Below are 12,351 nucleotides of genomic sequence, written 5' to 3'. Positions count from 1 at the left end.
GGTCAGCGGCTGTCCCGGCGCAGCGGATGGTCCTCGGGTATCTGCACCAGCACGATGGGGACGCCGTCCGGGTCCGCGATCCACATCTCGTGCAGGCCCCACGGTTCCTGCCGGGCCTCCCGGACGATCGGGACACCCGCGAGCTCGAGCTCCGACTGCGCCTGCCGCAGGTCCCGCACCTGCAGCCAGATCGCCCCGGCGAAGGTCGAACCGGCCCCCGGGCCGCCGTGCCCGGCGACCTCGATCAGGGACTGGCCGGCGAAGAACACCGTGCCGCCGGGGTACTCACGGGCCACCGCCAGGCCCAGGGTGTGCGCATAGAAGTCCCGCGTGACCGGATAGTCGGCCGGGCGCACGATGATTCGGCTGCTCAGTACCTCCACTGTCATCCCTCCTGAGTGGGTCGCGCCTCGTGCCCGGGCCTGCCGTGCGTGCGACGGTCTTCCTTCATCTCCGCCTCGTACACGTGCCGTCGACCGCCCGTGATCGCGTCCCGCACGTCCCGCTCGAGGCCGCGGAACTCCGACCAGTAGCCGTCGTCGAACTCCTCGACCACCTGGAAGGTCCAGCGCCCGGGCAGCACGTTGCGGCCGAGCAGTTCCTCCCGCAGGCGGGCGGCCAGGTCGCCGTGGCCGGCCGCGGCCAGCGCGTCGACGGCGTCACCGAGTTGGTGGTCGGCGTGGCCGATCAACTGGTGGAAGTCGTAGAGATGGCCGCGCGCCCGCTCGACGGTCTCGAAGGCTTCGGACAGCAGTCCGAGCGCCGCCACCTCGGCGTCGGTGACTCCGTCCGGCCGACGGTGCTCGGGTGCAGGCTGTTCCCGATCGAGGCCCATCCGATCAGTCTGCCCGACTGCACCCGTGGTCGCTCCGCAGGCTCGCTCCGTATCGCCCCGAAGCACGGCACGAGGTGCTTAAAGTGGGGGATCGGAAGCTCGACAGTTTCGCTCGGGGACGAGAGGACAGAGCCTGTGAGTTCGACAGTGAGTGCGGACCCGATTCCCGGCGGCGACACGCTGCCGTTCCCGCCGACGCCCTCGGGCAGCGTGGCCGGGCGGACCATGCAGGAGTCGGTGTACAGCCCGCGGGAGAAACCGCGCCGGCTGCCCGACGACGCTCCGAACGTCATCGTCGTGCTGATCGACGACGCCGGCCCCGGTCTGCCCAGCACATTCGGCGGGGAGGTCCGCACGCCGACACTGGAGAAGGTGCTCGCCGAGGGCGTCGGATACAACCGCTTCCACACCACCGCGATGTGCTCGCCGACCCGGGCCGCGCTGCTCACCGGTCGCAACCATCATCGCGTCGGGTACGGGCAGATCGCCGAGTTCGCGAACGACTGGGACGGCTACTCCGGCTACATCCCGAGATCGAGCGCCACGATGGCCGAGGTGCTGCGGCACTACGGCTACAGCACTGCGGCGTTCGGGAAGTGGCACAACACCCCGGCCACGGAGACCACCGCCGCGGGACCGTTCGACAACTGGCCCACGAGTGTCGGGTTCGAGTACTTCTACGGCTTCCTCGCGGGCGAGGCCTCGCAGTACGAGCCGAATCTGGTGCGCAACACCACCGTGGTGCTGCCGCCCAAGACACCCGAGCAGGGCTACCACCTCAGCGAGGACCTGGCCGACGACGCGATCGGCTGGCTGCGCCGGCATCAGGCGTTCGAGGCAGACAAGCCGTTCCTCATGTACTGGGCGAGCGGCTGCCTGCACGGGCCGCACCACGTGATGAAGCCGTGGGCCGATCGGTACGCGGGCAAGTTCGACGACGGCTGGGACGCCTACCGCGAGCGAGTCTTCGAGCGTGCGAAGGAGAAGGGCTGGATTCCGCCGGAGGCCGAACTCACCGCTCGGGACGCGACGATGGCGGCCTGGGACGACATCCCGGAGGGCGAGAGGCCGTTCCAACGGCGTCTGATGGAGGTGGCGGCAGGCTACGCCGAGCACTGCGACGTCCAGGTCGGGCGGCTGCTGGACGAGGTGGAGCGGCTCGGGCACTTGGACAACACCCTGGTCGTGTACATCTGGGGAGACAACGGCTCATCGGGGGAGGGACAGAACGGAACCATCAGTGAGTTGCTGGCGCAGAACGGGATTCCCACCACGGTGGCGCAGCACCTCGCGGCGCTCGACGAACTCGGCGGCCTCGACGTGCTGGGTTCGCCCCTGACCGACAACATGTATCACGCGGGCTGGGCGTGGGCGGGCAGCACGCCGTACAAGGGGATGAAGCTGCTGGCCTCGCACCTCGGCGGCACCCGCAATCCGATGGCGGTGCGCTGGCCTCGCAAGGTCGCCCCCGACGCGACGCCGCGGTCACAGTTCCTGCACTGCAACGACATCGCGCCGACCGTGTACGAAATCGTCGGAATCACGCCGCCGCGCACTGTCGACGGATTCCCGCAGGACCCCCTCGACGGTGCGAGCTTCGCCCGGACCCTTGTCGACCGGGATGCCAAGGCAGGCAAGCTCACCCAGTACTTCGAGATCATGGGCAGCCGGGCGATCTACCACGACGGCTGGATGGCGTCCGCCTTCGGACCGAAGGCGCCGTGGCTGCAGGGTATGCCGCCGGGGATCGCCGACTGGAGTCCGGACGACGACGTCTGGGAGCTGTACCACCTGGACGAGGACTGGACGCAGAACCACGACCTCGCCGCCGAGCAGCCGGAGAAGCTTGCGCAGCTGCGCGAGTTGTTCGCCATCGAAGCCGCGCGCAACGACGTGCTGCCGGTCGGGGGCGGGCTGTGGGTGCTCACCCATCCGCAGTACCTGTCCGCCTCGACCCAGCGCCGGTGGGAGTTCTCCGGCGACATCACCCGGATGCCCGAATTCTGCGCGCCCAGGCTCGGGAACGTCGACAACCTGGTGACGATCGAGCTGACGGCGCCCGAGCGGTCCTCCGGGGTGCTGTACGCGCTCGGCGCCAACTCGGGCGGGCTCACCTGCTACGTCGACGACGGACACCTCTGCTACGAGTACAACCTCTTCATCCTGATGCGCACCAAGATCCGGTCCGAGCACAGGCTCCCCGCCGGGGCGCACACCGTCACCGTTGCGACGTCGTTCGCCGAGGCACGGCCGGGCGGGCCCCTGCGTGTGGTGCTCGCGGTCGACGGCGAGACGTTCGCGGAGGGCGTGGTTCCGGTGAGTGTGCCGCTGCTGTTCACCGCCAACGACTGCCTCGACATCGGGACCTGCCTGGGGTCGCCGGTGTCGATGGACTACCGGGACCGGGCGCCGTTCCCGTTCGCCGGGCGCATCGAGGAGGTGCGGGTGGAGTACGTCTAGTCGGCGGCGCCCGGTGCGGTGATACCCCGCGTGATCACGGCTGCCGAGAACTCCGCGAAGGCCGTCGGGTCGAGGTCCGGCGCCCACCTGTTGACGATGGTGTCGGACACGCCCATCAGTCCCGACAGGACGAAGCGGATGAGCGAGGGATCGTCGAGCAGGGTCCGGTCCTCTGCCTCCGCTGCCTCGAGAATCGCCCGGAGTAGTTCCACGTTGTACTGCTCCGCCGTCACGCGCAGTTCGCGAACGGACTCGCGTTCGGAGCGGGCGGCCCCCTCGATGTCGCGCCAGGTCGCCGTCATACGCCCGACTCGCGCCCACTGTCGCGCCGAGTTCGGAATGACCGCCGCGATCAGCGAAGCGACGCCGCGGTCGCGGGGCAGCGCGGCGACGAAGGCTGCGGACTCGAGCTGGCTCTCGTTGAGCAGCGCGATGAAGATCTCCTGCTTGTCGGCGAAGTACTGGTAGATCAACCCGGTGCTGGTTCCCGCGCGCGCCGCCACGGATCGGATGGTCAGCGCGGTATAGCCGCCCTCGTCCAGCAGTGCGGCGGCCGCATCGAGGGTGCGGCGGCGCCTCGCCTCTGCGTCGCCGTAGATCGATTTTCCGTTCGATTCGCTCACCGCGTCACCGTATCCGTCCAGTTCGGGGCGGGCCCGCTCGCTGCAGAATGAACAATGTTCGATCTAGTATTGAACATTGTTCATTCTGTGGTTACAGTCACAGCGTGACTACAGATGCCGCGGCCCCCACGCCGCATCCCCCGGCCGTACACGGTTCGGTCGACGACCGCGCCGCAGCCGAAATTGCCACCGCTGCAGGGCAACTCCTGATGGCGTACCGCATGGATGCCGAGCGTGCCGGTCTCGACCCGGCCCAGGTACGCGGCGCGGGCGACCGGCTTTCCCACGAGTTCCTCGTCGCCGAGTTGGCGCGGCAGTTCCCGGCAGACGCCGTGCTGTCAGAGGAGGGTGTGGACGACCCCGCCCGCCTTGTCGCGGACCGGGTGTGGATCGTCGACCCGCTCGACGGCACCCGGGAGTTCGGCGAACCCGGCCGCATCGACTGGGCCGTCCATGTCGCGCTCGCCGAGCGCGGGGAGCTCACTTCCGGTGCGGTCGCGATGCCCGCACTCGGTGTCACCTACTCGACGGCGGATGCGCCGGCCCCGGCAGGATCGGTGCCGGCCACGCCCCGGGTCGTCGTCAGCCGGACCCGCAGACCCGAGCCCGTCATGGCAATGGCTGCCGCCCTCGGCGCCGAACTGGTCGAGATGGGCTCGGCCGGTGCGAAGGCGATGGCGGTGGTCCGCGGCGAGGTGGACATCTACGCCCACGCCGGAGGTCAGTACGAGTGGGACTCGGCGGCCCCGGTCGCCGTGGCCCGTGCTGCGGGACTACATGTTTCGCGAATCGACGGATCCGTTCCCGTCTACAACCAGGAGAACCCCTGGTTGCCCGACCTGTTGATCTGCCGCCCGGAGTTGGCAGGCAAAGCACTGGAGGTACTTGCGCGATGACACGTGCGCTGACCCACCTCGAGAGACTCGAGGCCGAGAGCATCCACATCATGAGGGAGGCGGTCGCGGGGAGTGAGAATCCCGTGATGCTCTACTCGGTCGGCAAGGACAGTGCGGTGATGCTGCACCTGGCCCGCAAGGCGTTCTTCCCGTCCCGGTTGCCGTTCCCGCTGCTGCACGTCGACACGACGTGGAAGTTCCAGGAGATGTACAAGCTCCGCGACGAATCCGCTGCCACAGGCGATTTCGATCTCCTCGTCCACCAGAATCCCGAGTGCGTCGAGAAGGGGATCAACCCGTTCACGCACGGATCGTCGACGCACACGGACATGTGGAAGACCGAGGGGCTCAAGCAGGCACTCGACCTCCACAAGTTCGACACGGCGTTCGGCGGCGCCCGCCGTGACGAGGAGAAGTCCCGGGCGAAGGAACGAGTGTTCTCGGTCCGCTCGGCCGAGCACCGATGGGATCCCAAGCGGCAGCGTCCCGAACTGTGGCACATGTACAACGTCCGGCGCTCGCCCGGCGAGACGCTGCGCGTCTTCCCGCTGTCGAACTGGACCGAACTGGACGTGTGGGAGTACATCCGGCAGGAGAACATCCCGATCGTGCCGCTGTACTTCGCCGCGAAGCGTCCCGTCGTCGAGCGGGACGGCACTCTGATCATGGTCGACGACGACCGGATGCCGTTGCGTCCCGGGGAGATTCCCGAACTCAAGAGCGTCCGGTTCCGGACCCTCGGCTGCTACCCGCTCACGGGCGCGGTCGAGTCGACGGCCGCGACCCTGACCGAGGTCATCCAGGAAATGTTGCTCACCACCACCTCCGAGCGTCAGGGCCGGGTGATCGACCACGACAGCAGCGCCTCGATGGAGAAGAAGAAGCAGGAAGGGTACTTCTGATGGTTCACTCGTCCAATCTGATCGCCGACGACATCGAGCAGTACCTCGAGCGGCACGCAACCAAGAGCATGCTGCGGTTCATCACCTGCGGCAGCGTCGACGACGGCAAGAGCACGCTGATCGGCCGGCTGCTGTACGAGTCGAAGCTGGTCTTCGAGGACCAGCTGAGCGCGCTCGAGAGCGACTCGAAGAAGGTCGGCACCCAGGGCGAGGGCCTCGACTTCGCACTGCTCGTCGACGGGCTCGCGGCCGAGCGAGAGCAGGGCATCACGATCGACGTGGCCTATCGCTACTTCACCACCGAGCGGCGCAAGTTCGTCGTCGCCGACACCCCGGGGCACGAGCAGTACACCCGCAACATGGTCACCGGTGCGTCGACGGCCGACCTCGCGGTGATCCTGATCGACGCCCGCAAGGGCGTGCTGACCCAGACCCGCAGGCACTCGTACCTCGTCTCGCTGCTCGGCATCCGGAACGTGGTGCTCGCGGTGAACAAGCTCGATCTCGTCGACTACTCGCAGGAGGTCTTCGAGCGGATCGTCGACGAGTACACCGCCTTCGCGGCCGAGATCGGACTGGGCAGCGTCGTCCCGATCCCGATGTCCGCCTACATGGGGGACAACCTCACCGAGCGAAGCCCGAACACGCCCTGGTACCAGGGTCCGTCGCTGATCGAGCACCTCGAGACCGTCGACATCGACGACGACCTCCGCACCGGTCCCTTCCGGATGCCCGTGCAGTGGGTGAACCGCCCGGATCTCGACTTCCGCGGATTCTCGGGACAGATCGTCGGCGGCGCGGTGCGCCCGGGCGACCGCGTCCGGGTGCTGCCCAGCGGCACCGAGTCCACCGCCCTGCGAATCGTCACGATGGACGGCGACCTCGACGAGGGCGTCGCGGGCCAGTCGGTCACGATCACCCTGGCCGACGAGATCGACATCAGCCGCGGTGACGTTCTCGCCGTCGCGGACGCCCTTCCCGGGGTCGCCGACCAGTTCGAGGCGCAGCTGGTGTGGATGGGCGAGCACGACATGCTGCCCGAGCGCCCGTACGTGTGCCAGATCGGCACGATGACCGTGCAGGCGCGGATCACCCGGCCCAAGTACAAGATCAACGTCAACACGCTCGAGCAGACGGCGACGAACACGCTGGCGCTCAACGAGATCGGCGTCTGCAACATCAGCTTCGATCGACCGGTCCCGTTCGACGCCTACACCGACAACCGCGACACGGGCGGCTTCATCCTGATCGACCGGCTGACCAACACCACGGTCGGTGCGGGCATGATCGCGCACTCGCTGCGCCGGTCGGACAACATCCACTGGCAGGCCGTGGACGTGAACGCCGAGTCCCGGGCGGTCCTGAACGGTCACCGGCCGCAGGTGCTGTGGTTCACGGGTCTGTCCGGGTCCGGCAAGTCGACCATCGCGAACGAGCTCGAGCGGCAGCTGCACGCGAGCGGCTGCCACACCTATCTGCTCGACGGCGACAACGTCCGCCACGGTCTGAACCGAGACCTCGGCTTCACCGAGGCCGACCGGGTGGAGAACATCCGCCGGGTCACCGAGGTCGCCCGGCTGATGGCCGATGCCGGCCTGATCGTGCTGGCGTCGTTCATCTCTCCGTTCCAGGCCGAGCGTGACGCGGCCCGCGAACTGATCGGCGAGGACCGCTACTGCGAGGTATTCGTCGACACCCCGATCGACGTCGCCGAGTCGCGGGATCCGAAGGGGCTCTACAAGAAGGCGAGGCGTGGCGACCTGACGAACTTCACCGGCATCGACTCCCCGTACGAGTCGCCGGAGAACCCCGAGCTGCGAGTCGACACGACCGTGACGAGTCCCGAGGAGGCCGCCGCCAGGATTGTCGAGAACCTCCGCAGCCGAGGCGTCATCGCCTGATCCGGCCCACTTCACCCACCACACCTGAGGAGCGTTCCCTGTGCCTACCCGAGACGAAATCTGTTCGGTGATCGATTCGTACGTAAAGCATCTCGGCAATCACGATGTCGACGAACTGGTGGCGCTGTTCGCGGCCGACGCGGTACAGCACGAGCCGCTGGGCGTGCGGACCTACCGCGGTATCGACGAGATCCGCGAGTTCGACATCGCGAACGCACAGGTGGCGTTCACGGTGAGCCGCCACTCGCCGATCCTCGTCTCCGGTCGGTATGCCGCGATGCAGTTGCGGGTGCAGCGAGAGGGCGTGCCCGACTTCCTCGCCAGCGATCTCTTCGAGTTCGACGACGACGGCAAGATCGTCTCGCTGAGCGTCGTTCTGGACCCCAAGGCACAGGTATGACGCTGGGGTTGCAGGCACCGCAGGTGATGCCGGCGATGCTCGACGGGAAGGTCGTGGTCGTCTCCGGTGTCGGGACGGGGCTCGGGCGCTCGGTGGCCGTCCGCGGCGCGCTGGCCGGTGCCCGGATCGTCCTGGCCGCGCGGACCGAGTCGCGGCTGACCGAGGTCGCCGAGGAGATCCGCGGACTCGGCGGTACCGCCGTGTCCGTACCGACCGACCTCACCGACGAGGCGTCGGTGACGAACCTCGTCGACATGGCACTCGCGGAGTTCGGAGTCGTCGACGCGGTGGTGCACAACGCGTTCGTGCAGCCACCACACGAGCGGCTCCTCGACACCGAGTTCGAATCGGTCCGGCAGGGCCTGGACATCAACCTCCTGGCAGCGCTCAACCTGACCCGGAAACTGGTGCCCGCGCTCGAGAAGTGCCAGGGGTCGGTCGTGATGATCAACTCGATGGTGCTGCGGAACCAGCTGCCGAACTTCGGGGCCTACCGGGTGATGAAGGCCGGGCTGCTCGCCCTCGCCCGCAGTCTCTCGGTGGAGATGGGCCCGATGGGTGTCCGGGTGAACTCCGTCGCACCGGGATACATCTGGGCGGAGCGGGTCCAGCGGATGGTCGAGAAGCAGGCCGAGCAGCGCGGTGTGGACCCGGCCGAGGTCTACGCCGAGATCGCGGCAGGCACCGACCTGCGCCGGCTGCCCGAACCCGACGACATCGCGAACGCGGTGCTGTTCCTCGCCTCCGACCTCGCTCGCGCGATCACCGGGCAGTGCCTGGACGTCAACTGCGGCCACGCCCACCACTGATCCACTCTCACAAGGACGTACGGATGACACACGATTACGACGGCATCGGTTCCATCGAGGACCTGCACCAGGCCGCGTGCGAGGCGGCCGGGTACAGCGATTTCGGCGGCGACCGCTACCTCGACGGGCTGCGGGTGCTGCTCGAGTCGTTCGAGCGGGAGGCCGACCTCACTCCCCACGGCAAGGTGATCGCCCGCAAGATGATCACCGGGGCGCTCGCGGGACGCCTGGCCAGCGAGGCCGGATTCGCGAAGTACCCCGAGCATGTCGACGTTCCGATCGAGCGCCCGATCTTCGTGGTCGGGTTGACGCGGACCGGTAGCACCGCGCTGCACCGGTTGCTCGGCGCCGACCCGGCGCATCAGGGTGCCGAGATGTGGCTCGCCGAGACCCCGCAGCCCCGTCCCGATCGCGACAAGTGGTCGGAGAACGAGGATTACGTGCGCTCCGACGCTTTCTACCGGGCGCGTCAGGCGAACGAGGCGGACCTGATGAAGGTGCACTTCATGGGTGCGGAGGAGGTCGAGGAATGCTGGCGTCTGCTGCAGCAGACGATGCTCTCGACCGCGTTCGAGACCGTCGCGTACGTGCCGAGTTACACGCGGTGGCTGGCGGGGCAGGACTGGACCGAGACGTACGCGCGGCACAAGAAGAACCTGCAGTTGATCGGGCTGAACGACTCGGACCGGCGGTGGGTGCTCAAGAGCCCGAGCCATGTCTTCGCGCTCGACGAGATCATGACGGTCTACCCGGACGCGTTGTTCGTTCGTACCTTCCGGGACCCGCAGACGTCGATGGCGTCCACCTTCAGCCTTGCGGAGCAGGGCGGACACGACATGTCGAAGGCCTTCGACCGCCCGGCCATCGGGCGCACCCAACTCGACCTGTGGGCGCGCGGCAACACGACGTTCAATCGTGCCCGCGCCCGGTACAACCCGGACCAGTTCATCGACGTCGACTACACGGACTTCTTCTCCGATGCGGTCGGCACCGTCGAGAAGATCTACTCGCAGTTCGCCATGCCGTTCACGGACGCGGCTCGCGCCGCGGTGGAGGCGTCGCACCAGGCCAGCCTCGCCGACCATCGCCGTCCGTCGCACCGCTATTCGCTCGAGGAGTTCGGCGTGACGGCCGCCGACGTCGAGGCGAAGTTCGCCACCACCGTCTGAATCTTCGAACATCAACCAGAACAGGAATACTCATATGAACGCCACATGGGAAAAGTTCTGCACGGACCTGCTCGAGGTCGGGAAGATCCTCGAGGACGAGATCGTCCCGCAGGACGCGCTGACGCAGGCGGAGGGCGTCCGCTACCTGAGCCGGCTGCTGCGCTACGCGACGATCAACTGCGTCGAGTACACCGATCCGCGGTGGCCGCAGTTCACGTCAGCGCCGAACCCGAACATGATGACCAAGATCGGCGCCGACAACCCGGACAACATCTACATGCGCGCCAACATCTCCGGGCAGTACACCTACCGGATCACCGGCACCCGGGGCACGGTTCCGCTGATCACCTTCGGCTCGCGGGTCAACCGTTACCACATCGACGGCACCATGCTGCAGACCGGCGACCTGCACATCCACGACCTCGCGGTCGACGAGAACGGACGCTTCCAGTTCATCGCGAGCGTGGACGAGCCGGCCGAGGGGGCGTGGCTGCCGCTCGCGCCGGAGAGCAATCTCATCTCCGTGCGGCAGACCTATGCGGACCGGCGGGCCGAGGTGCCCGGCGAGCTGTCCATCGAATGCCTCAACCCCGACGGCGAATTCGTGCCGCTGACCGAGGACGAGCTGGGCCGGCGACTGGACCGGGCGATCGGCATGCTGAAGGGCTCGGCCGCCACATTCCTCGAGTGGTCGCGCGACTTCATGCCGCAGCCCAACGAGATCTTCGACCGCGGGCAGGAGCAGTTCCAGAAGGCCGGCGGCGATCCGACGATCTTCTACCTGCACGGGTACTGGAAGCTCGCCGAGGACGAGGCGTGGGTCATCGAGACCGAGGTGCCGAACTGCGAGTACTTCAACTTCGTGCTGCAGAACTTCTGGGTGGAATCGCTCGACTACAACCGGACGAACATCTACCTCAACAACCACACCGCCAAGCTCAACGGCGACGGCACCCTGACGATCGTGGTGGCGGCGAAGGATCCCGGCTACGGCAACTGGATCGACACCGATTTCCACACCGAGGGGACATGGGCGATGCGCTGGATCAAGGCGGACTCGCACCCGATCCCGACGTCGAAGGTAGTGAAGATGTAAGTATCGCATCGACGAAGTGGTCGCTGGCAGCGGCGATGATCACGGCAAACGCATGTGAGCTCCCCACATCCTGGCGAATTCACATCCCGGGCTCAGATTGCGGCCTGGGTTGTCGAACACCGACCGCACTGAGCGCGAGCGGTGTCGCTCCCGCAGGGCCTCCGTACCCGGTTGACGCGCTTGAACACCGGCTTTGCCACCCGTCCGGCGGCGTGAGGGTGGTCGCGTAGGTGTCCATCGAGTCCCGGCCCTATGCGCGGCCGCGACTGACGGCCCGGTCGATTGTTGCTGCTGACCGGTCAGCGCATCAGAAGTACCAGGGGTACGGCGACCAGTCGGGATCGCGCTTCTCCAGGAACGAGTCGCGGCCCTCGACGGCCTCGTCGGTCATGTACGCCATCCGGGTGGCCTCGCCGGCGAACAGCTGCTGGCCGACCAGTCCGTCGTCGGTCAGGTTGAAGGCGTACTTGAGCATGCGCTGCGCCTGCGGGGACTTGCCGTTGATCTTGTCCGCCCACTCGAGCGCGACGTCCTCGAGCTCGGCGTGGTCGATGACCTTGTTCACCGCGCCCATCCGGTGCATCTCCTCGGCGGTGTACGTCTCGCCGAGGAAGAAGATCTCGCGGGCGAACTTCTGTCCCACCATCTTCGCGAGGTAGGCGCTGCCGTAGCCGCCGTCGAAGCTGCCCACGTCCGCGTCGGTCTGCTTGAAGCGCGCGTGCTCGCGGCTGGCCAGGGTCAGGTCGCAGACCACGTGCAGGGAGTGCCCGCCGCCCGCGGCCCAGCCGTTGACCAGGCAGATGACCACCTTCGGCATGAAGCGGATCAGCCGCTGGACCTCGAGGATGTGCAGCCGTCCCGCGCGGGCCTTGTCCACGGTGTCCGCGGTCTCGCCCGCGGCGTACTGGTAGCCGCTGCGTCCGCGGATCCGCTGGTCGCCGCCCGAGCAGAAGGCCCAGCCGCCGTCCTTGCTGCTCGGACCGTTGCCGGTCAGCAGCACCGCGCCGACGTCGGAGGTCATCCGGGCGTGGTCGAGCGCTCGGTACAGCTCGTCGACGGTGTGCGGGCGGAAGGCGTTGCGCACCTCCGGGCGGTCGAACGCGACGCGGACCGTGCCCTGCGTGACGTGCCGGTGATAGGTGATGTCCGTGAGGTTCTCGAACCCGGGGACGGGGCGCCACAGCTGCGGATTGAAGGTCACGATGCCCAAGGATATGCCCCGCGCGGCCGCGCCGGCCGGACGCCCGGACAACCCCGCGC

At 67.7% G+C, this 12,351-nt stretch carries 12 protein-coding genes; 8 read left to right on the top strand and 4 right to left on the bottom strand.

The window, feature by feature from the left end; all coding sequences use genetic code 11:
* Positions 1–2: 2 nt before the first annotated feature.
* Together ACFVH2_RS09035 and ACFVH2_RS09030 are read right to left on the bottom strand one after the other, a co-directional pair.
* Positions 3–383: a VOC family protein gene (locus ACFVH2_RS09035; RefSeq protein ID WP_378422176.1), complete on the bottom strand. Its 381-nt coding sequence runs from the start codon at positions 381–383 to the stop codon at positions 3–5.
* Between the two features lie 2 nt (positions 384–385).
* Positions 386–835, bottom strand: a complete 450-nt coding sequence (locus ACFVH2_RS09030) for a hypothetical protein (RefSeq protein ID WP_378421671.1) — start codon at positions 833–835, stop codon at positions 386–388.
* A 225-nt stretch (positions 836–1,060) separates the two neighbouring features.
* On the opposite strand from ACFVH2_RS09030, the gene ACFVH2_RS09025 reads away from it, so the two are divergent.
* Positions 1,061–3,295 (top strand): arylsulfatase, encoded by a 2,235-nt coding sequence (locus tag ACFVH2_RS09025; protein ID WP_378422174.1) that lies wholly within the window; start codon positions 1,061–1,063, stop codon positions 3,293–3,295.
* Here ACFVH2_RS09025 and ACFVH2_RS09020 read toward each other — a convergent pair.
* On the bottom strand, positions 3,292–3,918 hold the full coding sequence (locus tag ACFVH2_RS09020) for a TetR/AcrR family transcriptional regulator (RefSeq protein ID WP_378421669.1): 627 nt from the start codon (positions 3,916–3,918) through the stop codon (positions 3,292–3,294). The genes ACFVH2_RS09025 and ACFVH2_RS09020 overlap by 4 nt on opposite strands.
* 104 nt (positions 3,919–4,022) lie before the next feature.
* Between ACFVH2_RS09020 and ACFVH2_RS09015 the strand changes: the two genes are divergently transcribed.
* Genes ACFVH2_RS09015 through ACFVH2_RS08985 form a run of 7 tightly spaced genes read left to right on the top strand, consistent with a single transcriptional unit; the run spans position 4,023 to position 11,091 of the window.
* Complete coding sequence (locus ACFVH2_RS09015) at positions 4,023–4,814, top strand: 3'(2'),5'-bisphosphate nucleotidase CysQ (protein WP_378421667.1); 792 nt, start codon at positions 4,023–4,025, stop codon at positions 4,812–4,814.
* Positions 4,811–5,716: a sulfate adenylyltransferase subunit CysD gene (gene cysD, locus ACFVH2_RS09010; RefSeq protein ID WP_378421665.1), complete on the top strand. Its 906-nt coding sequence runs from the start codon at positions 4,811–4,813 to the stop codon at positions 5,714–5,716. The genes ACFVH2_RS09015 and cysD overlap by 4 nt, the downstream gene beginning before the upstream one ends.
* A complete protein-coding gene (cysN, locus tag ACFVH2_RS09005) occupies positions 5,716–7,617 on the top strand; it encodes a sulfate adenylyltransferase subunit CysN (RefSeq protein ID WP_378421663.1) in 1,902 nt (633 codons plus the stop codon). Before cysD ends, cysN begins: the two co-directional genes overlap by 1 nt.
* 40 nt (positions 7,618–7,657) lie before the next feature.
* Positions 7,658–8,017: a nuclear transport factor 2 family protein gene (locus ACFVH2_RS09000; protein WP_378421661.1), complete on the top strand. Its 360-nt coding sequence runs from the start codon at positions 7,658–7,660 to the stop codon at positions 8,015–8,017.
* Entirely contained in the window at positions 8,014–8,826 is an 813-nt protein-coding gene (locus ACFVH2_RS08995; RefSeq protein ID WP_378421659.1) for an SDR family oxidoreductase, read from the top strand. Before ACFVH2_RS09000 ends, ACFVH2_RS08995 begins: the two co-directional genes overlap by 4 nt.
* 23 nt (positions 8,827–8,849) lie before the next feature.
* Positions 8,850–9,995 (top strand): sulfotransferase family protein, encoded by a 1,146-nt coding sequence (locus ACFVH2_RS08990; protein ID WP_378421658.1) that lies wholly within the window; start codon positions 8,850–8,852, stop codon positions 9,993–9,995.
* Between the two features lie 34 nt (positions 9,996–10,029).
* Positions 10,030–11,091, top strand: a complete 1,062-nt coding sequence (locus ACFVH2_RS08985) for a hypothetical protein (protein WP_378421656.1) — start codon at positions 10,030–10,032, stop codon at positions 11,089–11,091.
* Positions 11,092–11,398: 307 nt separating this feature from the next.
* Here ACFVH2_RS08985 and ACFVH2_RS08980 read toward each other — a convergent pair whose 3' ends face one another.
* On the bottom strand, positions 11,399–12,292 hold the full coding sequence (locus ACFVH2_RS08980) for a 1,4-dihydroxy-2-naphthoyl-CoA synthase (protein ID WP_378421654.1): 894 nt from the start codon (positions 12,290–12,292) through the stop codon (positions 11,399–11,401).
* Between the last annotated feature and the right edge of the window lie 59 nt (positions 12,293–12,351).

This window comes from Rhodococcus sp. NPDC127527, from assembly GCF_042672245.1.
Lineage (GTDB): Bacteria > Actinomycetota > Actinomycetes > Mycobacteriales > Mycobacteriaceae > Rhodococcus_G.
This window is presented reverse-complemented; position numbering and strand designations above follow the sequence as displayed.

Bases quoted from the DNA above. Each gene is read 5' to 3' on its own strand.
- ACFVH2_RS09030 (WP_378421671.1), bottom strand. From the start codon at position 835: ATGGGCCTCGATCGGGAACAGCCTGCACCCGAGCACCGTCGGCCGGAC.
- ACFVH2_RS09025 (WP_378422174.1), top strand. From the start codon at position 1,061: ATGCAGGAGTCGGTGTACAGCCCGCGGGAGAAACCGCGCCGGCTGCCC.
- cysD (WP_378421665.1), top strand. From the start codon at position 4,811: ATGACACGTGCGCTGACCCACCTCGAGAGACTCGAGGCCGAGAGCATC.
- cysN (WP_378421663.1), top strand. From the start codon at position 5,716: ATGGTTCACTCGTCCAATCTGATCGCCGACGACATCGAGCAGTACCTC.
- ACFVH2_RS08995 (WP_378421659.1), top strand. From the start codon at position 8,014: ATGACGCTGGGGTTGCAGGCACCGCAGGTGATGCCGGCGATGCTCGAC.
- ACFVH2_RS08990 (WP_378421658.1), top strand. From the start codon at position 8,850: ATGACACACGATTACGACGGCATCGGTTCCATCGAGGACCTGCACCAG.
- ACFVH2_RS08985 (WP_378421656.1), top strand. From the start codon at position 10,030: ATGAACGCCACATGGGAAAAGTTCTGCACGGACCTGCTCGAGGTCGGG.